This is a genomic window from Fodinicola feengrottensis (assembly GCF_039530045.1).
Lineage (GTDB): Bacteria > Actinomycetota > Actinomycetes > Mycobacteriales > HKI-0501 > Fodinicola > Fodinicola feengrottensis.
Genome location: NZ_BAAANY010000020.1, coordinates 296,697 through 313,167 on the forward strand (window position 1 = coordinate 296,697; position 16,471 = coordinate 313,167).

Genomic DNA, 16,471 nt, shown 5'->3' on the forward strand with positions numbered 1-16,471 from the left:
ACGCGGTCGAAGGGCCACAGTCCCCGTACTCAAGGACCAAGAGCGGTGGATCCGGTTGCCCATCAGGCAGGCAGCGTCATGGCGGCCAGCCGGCCGTCGATAATCTCGACCGCCTCGGTGACGATCCGCCGGACGAGCTCGCCGACGGTGGGGATGTCCTTGATGAGTCCTTGCACCAATCCCGCGCTCCAGATGCCGTGTTCGGGGTCACCCAGCTCGAAAACCTTACGACCCCGCGAGCCGGCGACCAAGTCGCGTACGTCCGCGAATTCCCCGCCTTCGTCCAGAATCCGGACCACATCGCGGCTCACCGCATTACTCGAGACGCGCGCGGTGTTGCGCAGCGAACGGAAGATCAACTCGGTGTCCCGCTCGCTGGACGCCACGATCTGTTCCTTGACCCGCTGGTGGATCGGCGACTCGACCGTACACATGAACCGGGTGCCCATGTTGATGCCGTCCGCGCCCAGCGCGAGCGCCGCGACCAGGCCTCGCGCGTCCCCGAACCCACCGGACGCGATCATCGGGATGCTGATCTTGTCAGCGGCCGCCGGAATCAACACCAGGCCCGGAATGTCGTCCTCCCCTGGGTGGCCGGCGCACTCGAAACCGTCGATGCTCACGCCGTCCACACCGATCGACTCGGCCTTCACCGCGTGCCGGACGCTGGTGCACTTGTGCAGAACTTTGATGCCAGCACGGTGAAAATCAGGCAGGTGCGCCTGCGGGTTGAAACCGGCAGTCTCGACGATCTTGACGCCGGAGTCCACGATCGCGGCCCGATACTCGTCGTACGGCGGCGGGTTGATCGACGGCAGGATCGTCAGGTTCACGCCGAACGGCCTGTCCGTGAGCTCGCGACAACGGACGATCTCCTTGGCCAGCGCCTCCGGAGTGGGCTGCGTGAGCGCGGTGATGAACCCCAACGCGCCCGCGTTCGCGACCGCTGCCACCAACTCGGCGCGGCCCACCCACTGCATGCCGCCCTGGGCGATCGGATGCTCTACCCCGAAAACCTCGCAGAACCTGGTCCTGAGCATGGTGTCTCAACCTCCCGCTCGCGCCGACGGCAATGCAGCGCACCGTACCCTGAGCGATCGCTAAGTAAGGAGAGAGTGACGAATCTGCCACCATGTACGTCCACTAGCGTCGACGCCGTGCCCACCAAACCCGCTCGGCGACCGGCGAAACCCAAGCCACCAGCCGCGCTGGACCCCGCCGCTGACGAGCTAGCCGACGAAGCCGTCTACCGCCGGCTCGGATTCGTCGAAACCGACCTTTCCGGGCGTACGGCCGCGCTCGCCGAATTCGAGCAGTGCCGGTTCCGCACGGCCAACCTCAGCAACACCCGGCTGGAGCGGGCGTCTTTCACCGACTGCCTGCTGGAGAGCTCGGATCTGGCCAACCTCCGTACGGTCAAGTCGTCTCTGCATCGGGTGCACTTGTCCGCCGACCGAATGACCGGGCTGCACTGGGTGGACGGCGCCTTGCGCGAGGTGGCGATCACTGACTGCCGCGCCGACCTGTCGTCTTTTCGTTTCACCGCCTTCCAAAACGTCCTCTTCGAGGACTGCGTGCTCACCCGTGCGGATTTCCAGAACGCCGATCTCACCGGCGCCCGGTTCGTCAACTGCGACCTGACCGGCGCGCAGTTCTCGCACGCGAAAATGACCGGCACCCGCCTCACTGGCTGTGTGCTGGCACATCTCGGCGGAGTGTCGAGCCTCGCCGGCGCCACCGTGTCCGGCGCCGACCTGGTGGCGCTGACGTACACACTCGCCGGCGCGCTCGGCATCAACATTGAGGACAGCTAGTCGCTCCAAGATGGTGCATAATCCGGCATATCCGTCCTACCGGAGGTGCCTGATGGCCGAAACCAGCGGTGTCGCACAGCTGTCCCCAGCCTGGCCAATGGTGGGGCTTCGCGGCCTGCTCGCCGTTCTCTTCGGAGTGGTCGCGCTGGTCTGGCCGACCATCTCCATTCTCACGCTGGCGGTGCTTTTCGGCGCGTACGTGCTGGTCGATGGCATCAGCGCGATCGTGCACGCGTTCCAGCACGGCGCGACCACGGCCCGTTGGGGTTACGTGGGGCTCGGGGCGCTGGGCATTGTCGCCGGCATCCTGGCGCTGCTCTGGCCGGGCCTGACAGTCCTCGTCCTCGTCACGCTGGTCGGCATCTGGGCAGTAGTGACCGGCGTGCTGGAAATTGCCGCCGCGCTGTCCATGCGCCGGGTCGTGGGATCGGCAAGCGTGCTGGTGATCGTGGTCGGCGCGCTGTCCGTGCTCGCCGGGATCTTGATCCTCGTCCAACCGCTCGCCGGTGCTTACGGCATCGCGCTCATCATCGGCGCGTACGCCGTCATCTACGGCATCGCGCTGATCGCCCTCGCCTGGCGACTGCGTGCAGCCCGGAAAGTTGTCTAGGCGCAAATAGCGCCATCCATAATGCCCAGCCCCCTGCGTTCGGTCATCGCCAGCGCCTCAGTTTCCGTTGATGAGATGAGTCGCGAGGTCCGGCGAGAACTGGCCCGCCGGCACCGAAGGCGCACTGCCGCACGTACCGTCGGAATCGCCGGGCACCTTCACCCACAGGAGCATTTCCGCGCCACCTCCGGTGCGGCTATCTTCGCCGAGCTTGCGTCCGGCCGGGTTGCACCACTGTCCGTTCGCGCCGTTGCCGTTGCGACCGACATCAATCACAAACGGCGTGGTGTAGCCGTACCGGCTGGACAATTGGTCATCCACCGCGTTGGAGAAGCCTATTGACTGCTCGGTTGTGTAGAAATTTGAGACATTGTCAGAAAAACCACGGACGTTGCGGAGGCCGGCGGCCTCCAGCCGGGGGGCCATCACATCCGCCGACATCCAGCCGGCATTGCCCGCATCCAGGTATGCCCAAGTGTTCGGCGACTTGTCCCGGAACTGTGTGGTGGCGTAGTTGATCATGTCCGTACGCACCTGCCGATCGCCGTCCGTGGGCAGGCAGTCCAGCTGCGGCAGCGCATCGGGCTCGATCACCACCACGGCCGGCAGATCGCCGATAGCGGCGGCAAAAGTCGAAATCCAGGCCCGGTACGCCTCCGGGCTGCCGGCTCCGCCACTGGAATTGCCCCCACAGTCGCGGCCGGGAATGTTGTACGCCACCAAAACCGGAAGCTGATCCACGTTCGCCGCGGCGCCAACGAACCCGGAGACCGCCGAGGAGATATCACCGCTCCAGTTCCCGAACCAGCGAGCGATTGGCTTGCTGCCGATCGCCGATGCGATGGCCGGCGCCCGCGAGTCGTCGGCGTGGTCCCGAGCCCAGGTAGCCGGGTGGGACTCCGGGTCCACGTAGAACCCGTTCGTCATCTCGATGGGGCTGTGCGGCCGGGCGCCGACCAGCTCCGCTCCGGACGCCGATCCAGCCGCGCCGAGCGCGGCGACAAGGACAGCGGCTGCGGCGGCCAGGCGGAACCCGCACCGGCCGATTTCGGGACGACCAGTTCGAAAGATTTCCATCACGGCACCTCCGGAAGGACCTTTTTGGGAGCGCTCCCATGAACGGACTATAGTGTGGCCTTGGGCATTGGTCGAGAGCCGACGGGGGCTTGTTGGGTGACGACACGGGAGGGTGGGCAGAGGTGGCCGGAGCGGGACAACCGACGATCGACGAGGTGGCCCGGCTGGCCGGTGTCTCCCGCGGTACGGCATCGCGGGTGATAAACGGGGGAGCCCATGTCAGCCCAGCCGCACACGAAAAAGTCCTTAAGGCGATCGAAGAGCTGCAATACGTGCCGAGCCGTGCGGCCCGTTCCCTTGTCACGCAACGCAATGATGCTGTCGCTTTGGCGATCTCCGACGCGAATCCGCGGCTGTTCACCGAACATCCGTTCTTCTCCGAGGTGATCGTCGGCATCGACACGGTGCTGGCCGAGTCCGACCTGGAACTGATGCTGGTGCTCGGGGCCAGCGTTCGGGAGCGGAACCGACTGCGCCGTCAGCTGAGCTCACGCCGAGTGGACGGCATAATGCTGCTTTCCTTACATGGTGAGGATCCGCTGTACGAGCTGGCGGAGCAGGCCGACGTCCCGGTCGTCTACGGCGGAAAGCCGCTCGGAGTAGAGCCGCCGCACTACGTCGACGCCGATAATCGCGGTGGCGCCCGGCAAGCCGTCGAGCACCTGGTCACCACCGGCCGCCAACGCATCGCCACCGTCACCGGGCCGATGGACATGGACGTGGGAGTGGCCCGCTACCACGGATTCCGGGACGCGCTCGGCTCGGCGGGCCTGCCCGCGCATCGGGTGGCGAACGCCGATTTCACCGCAGCCTCGGCCGTACGTGCGATGGCCGACCTCCTGGACCGATTTCCGGACCTGGACGCGGTTTTCGTCGCTGCTGACTCGATGGCGGCGGCCGCACTCGGCGTCCTCCATGAGCGCGGTCGACGGATCCCGCAGGACGTAGCCGTGGTCGGATTCGACGATCGCGCCACCGCGCTGACCACCCATCCGCCGCTGACAACTGTTCACCAGCCTGTCCAGGCACTCGGCGCGGAAATGGCCAAGATGTTGCTCAGCCTGATGGCCGGACGGCCGGCCACCTCGCTGATCCTGCCCACGCGGCTGGTCATCCGGCAATCGACGTAGCTCAGTTCACCGTCACTGAAAACGAATGCGTGGCGAGGCCTGTTCCGCCCTTCCAAAGCTCAAAACCCGCTTCGACGTCGATCAGCCACCACGAGTTCTGGAGGTAACCGCGCCCGACCGAGTCGGCAGTCAGGTCATGAACGTCGATGTCGTTCACCGAGGTCGTCGGGTTGGTTCGCGCGTACGAAACGAGATTCCACCCCGACTGCCGCGCGTACCAAACGTCGTACTGCACTCCCCCAACTGTCACTGTCCCGACCTTCGAACCGGCCGGGCCAACGTTTCCGTTGTGCGCCAACCAAATCATCACCTCAGTGCCGTTTGGTTGCCCACTGGTCGAAGCGCTTTGGTTATACCAAACGTCGTAAGCAACGTCGTACACGTTGCTGCCGGCGGGCTGGCTAGTGCTCCAACTGGTGGTGACTTTTCCAGCGGACAGTGCCGAAACCTGGATCGGGAAACCGCTGTTCGGCGTACAGGCGCCCCAGTGACATCCCTTGTAAATGGACGGATATCCAGCGGGCGGTTGACCGGTCGGGCTGTTCATCGACGAGTTCACCACCGCGAAGTCGGCGCCGCCGCTGGTGCTGATGCATTCGTTCGCGGAGGAGTTCCACTCGTCGTTCTGCACGATGTACGTGCCGCCGGCCACCGAGGCTGTCTGCGAATGACAGAGTGTCGTGGCTGCCACGGCCGGAGTCGATAAAGCGCCGAGTCCGATCGACACCAGCGCCGCCAGCGTGACAAAGCGATTTCGTAGCGTCATGGTTTCCGCCCTTTCTGGGAGCGCTCCCAACTGGCCGTCACGCTAGCATTGGCTTAGCTGATTGAAAAGCCTTCGCCCCTTATGGCGGTGATTTGTCGTTTAAAGCGAAGTTCAGAGCTCGTCGAAGACCAGGATCGTGTGGGTAGAAAGCACATCCTCCATCATTTGCAGTCGCTCCAAGACCAGATCGCGCAGGCTCTCGGCGTCACGAGTACGGACAAACAAGACCAGGTCGTTGTCGCCGGACACCAGCGCCCCGTGTTCGACCTCCGGCACCCGTCGCAGTGCTTGCCGGACGTTTTTCCAGGAGTGCTGGCGAATCTTCACGTGGATGTGCGCGGACACCGTCCGGCCGAGCTTGCGGGGATTGACGATCGCCGCATAGCCGGTGATCACGCCCTCGCGCTGCAGGCGTTCCACTCGGGCATAACAACCGGCACGGGAGATGTGTACGCGCTCGGCCAGCGCCCGCATCGACAGCCGCCCCTCGACCTGCAACTGCGCCAACAACCGCAGATCAACGTCGTCGAGAGCGACCGGTTGTCCAGCCGAACCGGACGAAGAGTCAGCTTCGGTAGCCATAATTCCAGAGCGTACGAGCCTCAGTTCGTATTTGTCTACGCTTGCTTGCCCACGCTAGATGTTCTGCGCTCACACGCCCAGACTGGCGGCTACTCGTCTTTTCGCAGATCGGAGCGCCTGGTGACCACATCGCTGCTCCCCACCGAAAGTCCGGTGGCCCTGATCGACGCCGACGGCCAGCCGGTTCCCGACGCCTTATGGAGCATGCCGAGCGACGAGGTGTTGGTGGCGCTGCATCGAGCCATCGTGCTGGCGCGCCGGTTCGACGCGCAGGCGACGGCATTGACGAAGCAGGGCCGGCTGGCGGTCTACCCGTCCGCGCGAGGGCAAGAGGCCAGCGAGATCGGCGCCGCGCTGGCTTTGCGGCCCCAGGACTGGCTTTTCCCCACTTATCGGGACTCGATGGCAGTGGTGGCGCGCGGTGTCGATCCGGTCGAGGTCCTGACGCTGCTGCGCGGGGACTGGCACTGCGGCTACGACCCGTACGAGCATCTGGTCGCCCCGCAATGCACACCGCTGGCGACCAACACCCTGCACGCCGTCGGTGTCGGCCACGCGGCCACCCTCAAGGGCGAGGACACCGTCGCGCTGGTCATGCTTGGCGACGGCGCCACCAGCGAGGGTGATACTCACGAGGCGCTGAACTTCGCTGGTGTCTGGAAAGCGCCGGTAGTGTTCTTCGTACAGAACAACGGCTATGCCATCAGCGTTCCGCTCGCCCAACAGACCGCGGCACCTTCGTTGGCGGCCAAGGGAATCGGTTATGGCGTTCCCGCGATGCTCATTGATGGCAACGATCCGGCCGCCGTCTACCGCGCCGTCTCCGTCGCGATCGCTCGCGCTGCCGCTGGGGACGGGCCGACGTTGATCGAGGCGGTGACGTACCGGATAGAGGCCCACACCAACGCCGACGACGCGACCCGCTATCGACCGGCGGAGGAAGTGCGGCAGTGGCTCGCACGTGACCCGCTCACCAGACTTACCCGCTATCTCACCGATCGCGGCCTCCTGGATGCCGACAGGATCGCCGCACTCGATGCGGAGGCCGAGGCCGAGGCGGCCGCCTTGCGGCAGCGGATGAACGTGGACGCCGTACTCGACCCGGCTGACCTTTTTCGGTACGTCTACGCCGAACAGACGCCCGAGCTGCGCGCGCAGCAGCAGGAACTGGCTGAGGAGTCGCGATGACGATCGTGGCGGAACAGGTCGTCGAGGCGGCACCAGTAGCCTCCGCGGTGACCATGGAGGCCGCACTCAACCGCGCTTTGGCCGACGCGTTGCGTGACGACGACCGAGTCCTTGTTTTCGGCGAGGACGTAGCAAAGCTTGGCGGGGTTTTCCGGGTGACCGACGGGCTCGCAGCGACCTTCGGGCCGGCCCGGGTGTTCGACACTCCGCTGGCCGAGGCCGGCATTGTCGGCACCGCGATCGGGATGGCCATGAACGGCCTACGGCCGGTGATCGAGATGCAGTTCGACGCCTTCGCCTACCCCGCTTTCGAACAGATCACCAGCCATCTAGCGAAGCTCCACAACCGGACGAAAGGCAAGATCGCGCTGCCGATCGTCATTCGCATTCCGTACGGCGGCGGCATTGGTGGCGTCGAGCATCACTGTGATTCGTCCGAGGCCTATTACACGCACACCGCGGGCCTGCGGGTGGTAACCCCGGGCACTGCTGGCGACGCGTACGCGCTGCTCCGGCAGGCGATCGACTGTCCAGACCCGGTGATTTTCCTGGAACCCAAACGCCGCTACTGGTCGAAGGAAGCCGTCACGCTCGACCACACCGGCTCCACTGTGGACGGTGCGGTGATTCGCCGGACGGGCACCGATGTCACCCTCATCACGTACGGTGGCACCCTCGGTACCGCGTTGGAGGCAGCGCAGGAGGCTGACCGCAGTGTCGAGGTCATCGATCTGCGCAGCCTCTCCCCTTTCGACGACAAGACCGTCGCGGCGTCCGTTCGGCGTACCGGCCGGGCCGTCGTCGTCCACGAAGCCAGCCGATTTTGCGGCTATGGCGCGGAAGTCGCGGCACGGTTGACTGAGCAGTGCTTCCACTATCTGCACGCTCCGATCCTGCGAGTAGCCGGTTTCGACATTCCTTACCCGGCACCGAATCTCGAAGAACATCACCTTCCCAGCGTGGATCGCATCCTGGACACCATCGACCGGTTGCAGTGGGAGGACAGCTGAATGCCCGACTTTCTGCTGCCGGACCTCGGTGAAGGGCTCACCGAGGCGGAAATCGTCACCTGGCACGTACGGGTGGGCGACACGGTCACGATTGACCAGGCCGTCGTCGAGGTGGAAACGGCCAAAGCCGTCGTCGAGGTGCCGGTGCCTTTCGCCGGCCGGGTGACCGAGTTGCATGGCGCCGCGGGTGAGGTCCTCACCGTCGGAAGGCCGCTGATCACCGTACAGGAGAACGAGAATCTCTTCGTCGAGCCAGGTATCGTCCAGGCCGACAACGAAAGCGGCAACGTCCTCATCGGTTACGGCACCTCCGCGGGCAGCCGTCGACGCCGCCGCGACACCACCCAAACGGCTCCCATTCCAGTGGTGTCTCCGTTGGTCCGGCGGCTCGCTCGTACGGCCGGTGTCGACCTCGCCACCGTGCGCGGATCAGGCGCCAACGGCCTCATCACCCGCCGAGACGTGGACCAGGCCGTGCATCCCGAGCCGGCCGGACTCGTACGCGTCCCGATGACCGGGTTCCGCAAGGTCATCGCGGACAAGCTTTCCCAGTCGCGGCGGGAAATCCCGGAGGCCACCGTCTGGGTCGACGTGGACGCGACCGGGTTGCTCAGGCTCCGCCAGGATCTCAACACGACAGGCCCGAAAATCAGCCTTCTGGCACTGTTTTCCAAGTTCGCGATGCTGGGCCTGCGCCGATTTCCCGAGCTCAACGCGCGGATCGAGGGCGACGAGATTCTGATGGGCCCGACGGTCAATCTCGGTTTCGCCGCCCAGACCGACCGCGGCCTGGTCGTACCCGTCGTGCCAGACGCGGCAAAACTGCCACTTGAGCAGCTGTCGATGAGCCTCGCGGAGCGTACGACCCTGGCCAGAGAAGGAAAACTGGCACCCAAAGACCTGACCGGCGGCACCTTCACCCTTAACAACTACGGCGTTTTCGGCGTCGACGGTTCGGCCGCCATCATCAACCACCCCGAGGTGGCGATCCTCGGCGTCGGCCGCATCATCGACCGACCGTGGGCGGTGGACAAACAGGTCGTCGTGCGCAGCTGCACCCAGCTGACGCTCGCCTTCGACCACCGTGTCTGCGACGGCGGCACCGCCGGCGGTTTCCTGCGTTTCGTCGCCGACTGCGTCGAATCCCCCACCACGATTCTCCGACACCTCTGACGCCGCCCCGCCATGGAACGCGGGATCTCGGCGCATCAGCAGTGCGTTAAGCCGTACGACGCAGCAGCTCCTCGAACGGCACCAGATCGTCCGCCGGTTTCGTCGTACGTGCCTGCAGAAGCGCACCGAACTCGCCGGCGGCGCGCTCGATCCGCTGCTGAAGTGTGCCAGCGCCCCAATCGGCCGAGGCCGCGTAAACAGCGGTCGTCGTCGGTACGGCTCGTAAGTAGGCGAACATCGGTCGCATGTGGTAGTCCAGTACGAGCGAATGCCGTTCCGTCCCGCCGGTCGCACCCATCAGGACCGGCATGCCCACCAACGCCTCCTTGTCGATGACATCAAAGAAGGACTTGAACAGACCGCTGTACGAGGCGGTGAAAACCGGTGTCACCGCGATCAGCCCATCTGCCTGGGTGACCACATCAATCGCCGTACGCAAGGCAGGGCTGGGAAACATCGTCACGAGGTTCTTGGCGATGTCCACGGCCAGGTCACGCAGCTCGATCACCGTCACGTCGGCCGGCACCACGTCCTGGGTGGCCGCGGCCAGCCGGTCGGCGAGCAAACGTGTCGAAGAGGGCACGCTCAAACCTGCGGAGACCACCACTATGTTCTTGTTCATCGGGAATTCTCCAACACAGGTTGGGTGGGACCATCGGGTACGTGCGCTGGCCGGTTGATGGCCATTTCCTTGCGCAGCACCGGAACGACCTCTTCACCAAGGAGGTCAAGCTGTTTCAGGACGGTTTTCACCGGCAGGCCAGCGTGATCCACCAACCACAGCTGCCGTTGGTAGTCACCGAAATGTTCGCGGAAGGTCAACGTCTTCTCAATGACCTCCTGCGGGCTGCCGACACTGAGCGGCGTCTCGTCCATGAATTCCTCCAGCGACGGCCCGTGACCGTAAACCGGGGCGTTGTCAAAGTACGGACGGAACTCCTTGATCGCGTCCTGCGAGTTCTTCCGCATGAACGCCTGCCCGCCCAGGCCCACGATCGCCTGGTCGGCCGAGCCGTGGCCATAGTGCTCGAAGCGCTGCCGGTAGAGGTTCACCAGCGCCATGAAATGCTCTTTCGGCCAGAAAATGTGGTTCGCGAAGAAGCCGTCGCCATAGTATGCGGCCTGCTCGGCAATTTCCGGGCTGCGGATCGACCCGTGCCAGACAAACGGCGGCACGCCGTTCAACGGCCTCGGGGTGGACGTGAAACCGCGCAGGGGCGTACGAAACTTGCCTTCCCAGTCGACCACGTCCTCATGCCACAACCTGTGCAGCAGAGCATAATTCTCCACTGCGAGCGCGATGCCCTGCCGAATATCCTTGCCAAACCAGGGGTAAACCGGCCCGGTGTTGCCACGGCCCATCATCAAGTCGACCCGGCCGTCCGCGAGGTGTTGCAGCATCGCGAAATCCTCGGCGATCTTCACCGGGTCGTTCGTGGTGATCAGGGTCGTCGACGTGGACAGGATCAGTTTGCTGGTCTGCGCGGCTACGTACCCCAGCATCGTCGTCGGCGACGACGGCACGAACGGCGGATTGTGGTGCTCACCGGTCGCGAACACGTCCAGCCCGACTTCCTCGGCCTTGCGGGCGATCGTGACCATCGCCTTGATCCGATCGTGCTCCGACACCGTCTGACCGGTGGTCGGGTCGGTGGTCACATCGCCGACTGTGAAGATGCCGAACTGCATCGTGTGCTCCTCGTGCGAATGTTTATGCGCGTGCATAGACTTGCAACCACTCCGAGGGCACCATTGTTCCCGGGCTGCGGAACCTCGTCACTTCCTGCGAGGATGCCGGCCATGAATCTTGTCGCGCAGATCGCCGCCCTGCTCGCCGGCCTGCTCCATATCGTGATCTTCTCGTTCGAGAGCCTGCTGTTTCGCCGGCCGACGATCCACGCCCGCTTCCTGGTCGCCGACAACGAGGTCGAGACCGCCCGGCCGTGGGCCTTCAACCAGGGCTTTTACAACCTGTTCCTGGCGGTCGGGACCATTGGCGGGCTGGTGATGTTGTACGCCGGCGGGGAAATCCCCGGTCGTACGCTGGTGCTCTTCTGCTGCGGCAGCATGCTGGCCGCGGCGGTCGTCCTGGTGGGCAGCGAGCCGCGAATGGCCCGGGCCGCCGCGATGCAGGGCACCCTCCCGCTGATCGCCCTGATCGCGTCGCTCTTCTGACCCGTCAGGCAACCTCCTCCGACATGTCGGCACTATGCCACCGATCCGGCCGAACGGTGTACATAAGGACGGTTCCGCCCGGATGCGCCAGTTCCTGTTGGACGAAGCTCTGCGCGAACTCCTCAGGCATGTAGCGCCGGGTGATCGCCAGCATCCGCTCGGCCGTTGGCGGCTGCTCGATGCCGGTCACGGTGCCCTCGACGGTGACGTACTTGTACGGCAGCTCTTCGTGTTGTACGGACAGGCTGAGCACGCCGTGCTTCGCGATCAGACCGACCTTGCGGGACTGCCGACCGTGCGTGTTGGTGAAGAAGGTCAGATCTCCACCCGGCTCGTAGTGGTAGAAAACCGGCACCGCCAGCGGCGGCCGCTCGTCAATGCTGGCGACACTGAGCGTGCCGACGTGGATGGCCGCCAGGAAGTCCTGCCGACCTTGTTCGCTCATCGGACCAGGCATGTTCCGCTCCTCTGTTAGACTTTGAACACCTCAGAGTTTGACTATCAAAATCTATGCGTGTCAAGAGCCATCGAAGGAGAGATCCGGTGACCGACTCCGTCGAAGCGTCGATGAGCCGCGACCTGGCCGGGCATCCCACCGCGGACCCGGCACTGGAAGGTGCGGTGAAGCGGATCGCCGAGATCTCTCGGCGGTACGAGGAAGCGATGCGTACGGTGGCCGGCCGCTATGACATCTCGCTCGGCGACTGCCAGGTGATCTTCGAGCTCGCGCACAGCGAGCCGACGGAGCGTACGCCCGGTCACCTGGCCCGGGCGTTCCACATCACCGCCGGCAGCGTGACGGCCCGGTTGGGCCGGTTGGAGCGCGGCGGCTTCCTTCGCCGTACGGTCGACGCCGACAACCGTGTGCACGTTCAGATCGCGTTGACCGAGAGCGGGCACGCGATGCACCACGAGGTCAGCGGCGAGTTGATCGAGCTGCGACGGACGCTGATCGCGGACGCGCTGCCCGCCGCGGACCTGACCCAGCTCAACACGTTGCTTCGCCGCGTGCTGACGCACATCGAGACGACCGATCAGACCTGAGGCCGCGTCCAGCTCGTACAGAAGGTGCCGGCGTGGTCGGGCGCGCGGTCCTCCACCGGTGCCTGGCCGCAGGCGCGGAACCACCGGGCGTCGCCGTTCGCGTCGACAGCCAGCAGCGCCGGCGTGGACGTGCCTTGGCTGACCGGCTGCGCGCCGCACTGGCGCCACTGCGACTGGTCGACCGGATTCGCCGAATAGCTCCAGTCCAGCCAGAGCCGGTCCAGGTTCGACGCTGACTTCTGCAAATACGCCCAAGCGATCCAGCCGTCGTCGGGATGTTTCTGAACTCGCAGCTCAATCCGCCGGTCCGGGTTCGGCTTGCCCGGCGGGCCCTGTTCGAACAACAGCGCCACGCTGCCAACCCGAGTGCTCTGGCCGATCTGTTCGGCGCAGGGGCCGTACTCCAACGACGGATCCGCCGACGACGGCAGGCGCCAACCCGTCACGACCGCACCAGCGCCAAAGCCCACCAGCACCGCCGCCGCGATGGCCGCGATCAACCATCGGCGGCCCGGGCGTACCGGCGCTGGTACGGCCACCGGCTCAGCCTTGACCTGTGGCGGTGGCTTGGCCGGCGCCTCCCGCAGCGGCTGCCCGGACGCGATCACGAGGTCTTTCCACCAGGTGTGCCAGATGTCCAGATGGACGGTCACCTCGTCCCGGGACAAGCCGCTGGCGACCAGGCAGCCAGCCACCACCGCTTGGACGAAATCCCACCGCGGCAGGCCACTGGAGCGCTCGTTGCGAAACTCGGACAGCGTCGCCTTGGCGACCGCGGAGCCGTAGTCGCGGCCGATGCTGTCGATTTCCCGGTGCGCCGGTCGGCCGCTTTCGGTGTCCAGCGCGAGCAGCCGAAGCCGGAACTCGCGGACACTGCCCGGCGGCCGGCTCTCGGTCTGGATGTCCCGGTCGCCCTTGTCGTCACTCACTTCGGTCTCTAACCACCCGTTCGGTTCGTGTCACTCGGCAAAACCCGCTGACCTGCGTTCGAGCAACCGAACAGCGGAGCGTTCGGGACGCTGGTCCGGAAAATCGTTGGCTTCCACGGCCGGCCATGGCTTCATGGTGCAGTCCGCGATCGTACTGGGATGGAGGCCTTTGTCCATGGAGCGCCCGATCGACGAGAGTATTCCACCGGAATACCTCCCGCCGACCGCCGATGCGGTAGCCAACCGGATGGCTTACCGGCCGGTCAATGTCAATGTCGATGCGAGCCCGAGCCGGCTGCGCGGCTCGCTCCGCTCCGGACGGGCTCTGGTGGCCGCCACCGCGCCCAAGATCGCGGCCCGGCTGCCGGTGACCGTCACGGTGACGCGGAAGCCGCCCACGTACGTGCCGATCCAGCAGTCGCAGGTGGCCGTACGGCCGCCGGATGGCACGTTCGTGCCGATGCAGGTCAGCAGCGAGACTGTGGTCAGGGAAGAGGTTTCTCCGTACGCGCCGCATCCTTATCAGGTGCCACACCTTTATCGCGTGGTGGTCCCGAAGAAGCCATGGAACGCACTAGCGGTACTGGCACTACCTTTGGCGTTGTTGCTGCCGCTGGCAGGGTTCCTCACCGGCGTGGTGGCCGTGCGACAGATCCGCCGGACCGGTGACCGCGGGATGGCGCTCGGCACCCTCGGCTGGATTTTCGGCCTGACCAACACACTTTTCCTCGCGTTCGCCATCACGATCGCGGTGGTCGGTTACGCGATCAAGGCCGGCATTGAGGACGGCGTCCATGACGCTATCGTCAGCATCGTGGATGGCATCCTGCAGTGGCTGTTCGGGTGAGCGCGAGAGGCAGGTTTCTCTTGTGGACCGCCGGAATCAGCGCGTTGTTGCTGGTGGTCGTGGTCGTCGTTGTTGTCTTCATCGGGGGATCAACGACCACCCTGCGGGTCAGCGTGACCGGGTTGCCATCCGGCGCAAGCGCGACGGTGACCGTCCGCGGGCCGGTGACATACACCGTGACCGGCTCGGACGAACGAAAGGTGCCAGCCGGTGCGTACGTTGTCCAGATCCCGTCGGCGCGGACGAGCCTGGGCACCGCGTACGCTGACGCCGACCAGCAGTCGGTCACCGTGCCAGCCGGGCGCACCACCAGCACGACTGTCGACTACGCGACGATCATTCCGGACACCACCAAAGTGCTGGACTACACCAACCCGGGAATCATCGCGGTCGACGGCCTGAAGGTCACCTTCGCGGCGAATTCCGGCAGCCGACCGGCTTTGGTACCTGGCCACATTTTCATCGTCGCCGAAGGCCCGCAAACGCCAGATCCGCTGGCCCGCCGGGTCGTCAGCGTCACGTTGACCGCGGCGGGACTGGTTGTGCAGACCACGCCGGTGAAACTCTCCGAGGCTCTGCCGGTGGGACACTTCGACCTGTCCGACGACTCGTCGACCAGCGTCGTACCAGCACTGTACGAGTCTCCTTCGCATCCTGATTTCTCCTTTGATTTCGGGAAGGCGATCGAGAGCTACGGAAAATGGAAGACCGGCGAGAAGGGTGGCATCGAGGGTGCGGGGAGCTGCGACACCGAAGGTATGAAGGCGCCCCAGTTGGCGCTCGCGATCCACGATTTGTCCCCGAAATTCGGCGGATCCTTTAAATGGGGCCTGGCGCCGCCAAAAGTGTCCATTAAGCTCACCGCCACCCTCAATCCTCACATCAGCTTCGATGGGCAGGTCGCGGCCGCACTGAACTGCGAGCTGAAGTTTGAGAAAGCGAAGGGTTTCACCCTACTCAACAGCTTATGCGACAAGGTCATCGGCAAGCTGGTACGGGTCGGCCCAGTATCGTTGAAATGCGAGCTCTCGCCGTTCGTGTCCGTGGGGGTGCACACCAGCGCGGCGACCACACTCGGTTTCGATGCCACCGTCCACGCCGGCATCAAGGACAACAAGCCCCTCTTCAGCGTCAGTGATGTCGCCACCAGGAACATTTCCCAGCAAGTAGTCCCTGGTACGTCGGTCAGCGCATCGGTGGGCGGCGACCTGGGACTCACCTTTGGCCTGAAGGGCGGCGATCCGACCGGAACCGCGTGGCTGGGCCTCAGCGTCGAGGTGGGCGCCGGACCGGAGTTCTCGGTGGAACCAGGTTCGGCCGCAGTGGCCCTGGTCTTCAAGCTGGAGTTGACCGCGGAGATGGAGCTGGACCTGCGGTTTCGCGACTTCGGAAAGAAGAAGACTCTCGCCACCATCACCACGAAATTCCCGCTGTGGCACACCACCGACACCAAGTTCCAAACACCTGCCCCGCCTACGCCCTTGGATGTGGGAAAACTCAGCCTCGCCGCACCACCTAACTGGCGGGCCGCGGTAGTGCCGGACAATCACCAGTACGGTGGTTTCTGGGTCACCACCGGCAAACCCTGCCCGGACGGCCAGCTGACCGGTGGCTGTCCAGGGGTGATGGTGCTGGACCAGAGCTGGATCACCGCGGCCAGCGGCGCGTCCGCCCCCTATCGGCTCGATCAGCCGGCGGCCCTGATGGATTCGCAGGACCAGGGATTCAACTGCCCGCCCATGCCACGGTTGGGCACCGGCGGCGACAAACAGCCGGTGCTGGTGAAGTCAGCCAAGGAAATGGTGGGTGGACGTTCGGCCGACTACCGGGAATGGCGGATCCAGTGTGTGCCGCGGTCCGCGCTGATGGGCGGCCGGCCGGAAGACGCGAACGAGAATGTCTCGTTCGTGGAACGCAGCTGGTATCTCCCTGACGCCCAAGTCCTCATCGTGGACGATTGGCAGAATCCGAGCCTGCCGGACATTCTACGAAACTCGACCTGGAAATGAAGCGAATAGTTATCGCCATCAGCGTGGTTTTGGTGCTGGCGGCCGCAGGGATTGTCACGTAGGTGTTCCTGCACCGCTCGACGACCGACAAAACGACAACAGGTCTCGCGACGGCGG

18 protein-coding genes are annotated in these 16,471 nt (G+C 65.0%); 10 read left to right on the top strand and 8 right to left on the bottom strand.

Annotated features, from left to right (window positions below; all coding sequences use genetic code 11):
- Positions 1–62 precede the first annotated feature (62 nt).
- The gene (locus tag ABD301_RS25530) at positions 63–1,040 is read right to left on the bottom strand and encodes an NAD(P)H-dependent flavin oxidoreductase (protein ID WP_163566850.1); all 978 of its coding nucleotides are present in this window, start codon (positions 1,038–1,040) and stop codon (positions 63–65) included.
- 117 nt (positions 1,041–1,157) lie between these two features.
- Here ABD301_RS25530 and ABD301_RS25535 point away from each other — a divergent pair, with 117 nt between their 5' ends.
- Positions 1,158–1,814: a pentapeptide repeat-containing protein gene (locus ABD301_RS25535; protein ID WP_344313026.1), complete on the top strand. Its 657-nt coding sequence runs from the start codon at positions 1,158–1,160 to the stop codon at positions 1,812–1,814.
- A 52-nt stretch (positions 1,815–1,866) separates the two neighbouring features.
- Complete coding sequence (locus ABD301_RS25540; RefSeq protein WP_163566848.1) at positions 1,867–2,424, top strand: HdeD family acid-resistance protein; 558 nt, start codon at positions 1,867–1,869, stop codon at positions 2,422–2,424.
- A gap of 57 nt (positions 2,425–2,481) precedes the next feature.
- Here the strand turns inward: ABD301_RS25540 and ABD301_RS25545 are convergent, their stop codons facing one another.
- Complete coding sequence (locus ABD301_RS25545) at positions 2,482–3,501, bottom strand: glycoside hydrolase family 6 protein (protein ID WP_279579140.1); 1,020 nt, start codon at positions 3,499–3,501, stop codon at positions 2,482–2,484.
- A gap of 122 nt (positions 3,502–3,623) precedes the next feature.
- Here ABD301_RS25545 and ABD301_RS25550 point away from each other — a divergent pair, with 122 nt between their 5' ends.
- Complete coding sequence (locus tag ABD301_RS25550) at positions 3,624–4,631, top strand: LacI family DNA-binding transcriptional regulator (RefSeq protein ID WP_344313027.1); 1,008 nt, start codon at positions 3,624–3,626, stop codon at positions 4,629–4,631.
- Position 4,632: 1 nt separating this feature from the next.
- Here ABD301_RS25550 and ABD301_RS25555 read toward each other — a convergent pair whose 3' ends face one another.
- Both ABD301_RS25555 and ABD301_RS25560 read right to left on the bottom strand, forming a co-directional pair.
- Entirely contained in the window at positions 4,633–5,397 is a 765-nt protein-coding gene (locus tag ABD301_RS25555) for a GH12 family glycosyl hydrolase domain-containing protein (protein ID WP_344313028.1), read from the bottom strand.
- Positions 5,398–5,508: 111 nt separating this feature from the next.
- Positions 5,509–5,979, bottom strand: coding sequence for an Lrp/AsnC family transcriptional regulator (locus ABD301_RS25560; RefSeq protein ID WP_344313029.1), 471 nt, complete (start codon positions 5,977–5,979; stop codon positions 5,509–5,511).
- 120 nt (positions 5,980–6,099) lie between these two features.
- On the opposite strand from ABD301_RS25560, the gene pdhA reads away from it, so the two are divergent.
- Genes pdhA through ABD301_RS25575 form a run of 3 tightly spaced genes read left to right on the top strand, consistent with a single transcriptional unit; the run spans position 6,100 to position 9,350 of the window.
- Positions 6,100–7,167 carry a pyruvate dehydrogenase (acetyl-transferring) E1 component subunit alpha gene (pdhA, locus tag ABD301_RS25565; RefSeq protein WP_344313030.1) on the top strand — a complete coding sequence of 356 codons (1,068 nt, stop codon included), beginning with the start codon at positions 6,100–6,102 and terminating at the stop codon, positions 7,165–7,167.
- Complete coding sequence (locus ABD301_RS25570; protein ID WP_279579136.1) at positions 7,164–8,177, top strand: alpha-ketoacid dehydrogenase subunit beta; 1,014 nt, start codon at positions 7,164–7,166, stop codon at positions 8,175–8,177. Before pdhA ends, ABD301_RS25570 begins: the two co-directional genes overlap by 4 nt.
- Entirely contained in the window at positions 8,178–9,350 is a 1,173-nt protein-coding gene (locus ABD301_RS25575) for a dihydrolipoamide acetyltransferase family protein (RefSeq protein WP_344313031.1), read from the top strand.
- 46 nt (positions 9,351–9,396) lie between these two features.
- Here the strand turns inward: ABD301_RS25575 and ABD301_RS25580 are convergent, their stop codons facing one another.
- Together ABD301_RS25580 and ABD301_RS25585 are read right to left on the bottom strand one after the other, a co-directional pair.
- Positions 9,397–9,972 carry an FMN reductase gene (locus tag ABD301_RS25580; protein WP_344313032.1) on the bottom strand — a complete coding sequence of 192 codons (576 nt, stop codon included), beginning with the start codon at positions 9,970–9,972 and terminating at the stop codon, positions 9,397–9,399.
- Positions 9,969–11,039: an LLM class flavin-dependent oxidoreductase gene (locus ABD301_RS25585; protein ID WP_163566844.1), complete on the bottom strand. Its 1,071-nt coding sequence runs from the start codon at positions 11,037–11,039 to the stop codon at positions 9,969–9,971. Before ABD301_RS25585 ends, ABD301_RS25580 begins: the two co-directional genes overlap by 4 nt.
- A gap of 111 nt (positions 11,040–11,150) precedes the next feature.
- Between ABD301_RS25585 and ABD301_RS25590 the strand changes: the two genes are divergently transcribed.
- Positions 11,151–11,525: a DUF1304 domain-containing protein gene (locus tag ABD301_RS25590; RefSeq protein WP_344313033.1), complete on the top strand. Its 375-nt coding sequence runs from the start codon at positions 11,151–11,153 to the stop codon at positions 11,523–11,525.
- Between the two features lie 4 nt (positions 11,526–11,529).
- Here ABD301_RS25590 and ABD301_RS25595 read toward each other — a convergent pair whose 3' ends face one another.
- A complete protein-coding gene (locus tag ABD301_RS25595; protein WP_163566902.1) occupies positions 11,530–11,982 on the bottom strand; it encodes a pyridoxamine 5'-phosphate oxidase family protein in 453 nt (150 codons plus the stop codon).
- Between the two features lie 86 nt (positions 11,983–12,068).
- On the opposite strand from ABD301_RS25595, the gene ABD301_RS25600 reads away from it, so the two are divergent.
- Positions 12,069–12,569, top strand: coding sequence for a MarR family winged helix-turn-helix transcriptional regulator (locus ABD301_RS25600; protein ID WP_163566843.1), 501 nt, complete (start codon positions 12,069–12,071; stop codon positions 12,567–12,569).
- Here ABD301_RS25600 and ABD301_RS25605 read toward each other — a convergent pair.
- The gene (locus tag ABD301_RS25605; RefSeq protein WP_344313034.1) at positions 12,560–13,498 is read right to left on the bottom strand and encodes a hypothetical protein; all 939 of its coding nucleotides are present in this window, start codon (positions 13,496–13,498) and stop codon (positions 12,560–12,562) included. The genes ABD301_RS25600 and ABD301_RS25605 overlap by 10 nt on opposite strands.
- 175 nt (positions 13,499–13,673) lie before the next feature.
- On the opposite strand from ABD301_RS25605, the gene ABD301_RS25610 reads away from it, so the two are divergent.
- Positions 13,674–14,345, top strand: a complete 672-nt coding sequence (locus ABD301_RS25610; protein ID WP_163566840.1) for a hypothetical protein — start codon at positions 13,674–13,676, stop codon at positions 14,343–14,345.
- Positions 14,346–14,365: 20 nt separating this feature from the next.
- A complete protein-coding gene (locus ABD301_RS25615; RefSeq protein ID WP_344313035.1) occupies positions 14,366–16,354 on the top strand; it encodes a hypothetical protein in 1,989 nt (662 codons plus the stop codon).
- The last annotated feature ends 117 nt before the right edge of the window (positions 16,355–16,471 follow it).

Coding starts and splice junctions, on each gene's coding strand:
- ABD301_RS25530 (WP_163566850.1), bottom strand. CDS start 1,040: ATGCTCAGGACCAGGTTCTGCGAGGTTTTCGGGGTAGAGCATCCGATC.
- ABD301_RS25540 (WP_163566848.1), top strand. CDS start 1,867: ATGGCCGAAACCAGCGGTGTCGCACAGCTGTCCCCAGCCTGGCCAATG.
- ABD301_RS25545 (WP_279579140.1), bottom strand. CDS start 3,501: ATGGAAATCTTTCGAACTGGTCGTCCCGAAATCGGCCGGTGCGGGTTC.
- ABD301_RS25555 (WP_344313028.1), bottom strand. CDS start 5,397: ATGACGCTACGAAATCGCTTTGTCACGCTGGCGGCGCTGGTGTCGATC.
- ABD301_RS25560 (WP_344313029.1), bottom strand. CDS start 5,979: ATGGCTACCGAAGCTGACTCTTCGTCCGGTTCGGCTGGACAACCGGTC.
- ABD301_RS25570 (WP_279579136.1), top strand. CDS start 7,164: ATGACGATCGTGGCGGAACAGGTCGTCGAGGCGGCACCAGTAGCCTCC.
- ABD301_RS25575 (WP_344313031.1), top strand. CDS start 8,178: ATGCCCGACTTTCTGCTGCCGGACCTCGGTGAAGGGCTCACCGAGGCG.
- ABD301_RS25580 (WP_344313032.1), bottom strand. CDS start 9,972: ATGAACAAGAACATAGTGGTGGTCTCCGCAGGTTTGAGCGTGCCCTCT.
- ABD301_RS25585 (WP_163566844.1), bottom strand. CDS start 11,039: ATGCAGTTCGGCATCTTCACAGTCGGCGATGTGACCACCGACCCGACC.
- ABD301_RS25590 (WP_344313033.1), top strand. CDS start 11,151: ATGAATCTTGTCGCGCAGATCGCCGCCCTGCTCGCCGGCCTGCTCCAT.
- ABD301_RS25595 (WP_163566902.1), bottom strand. CDS start 11,982: ATGCCTGGTCCGATGAGCGAACAAGGTCGGCAGGACTTCCTGGCGGCC.
- ABD301_RS25610 (WP_163566840.1), top strand. CDS start 13,674: ATGGAGCGCCCGATCGACGAGAGTATTCCACCGGAATACCTCCCGCCG.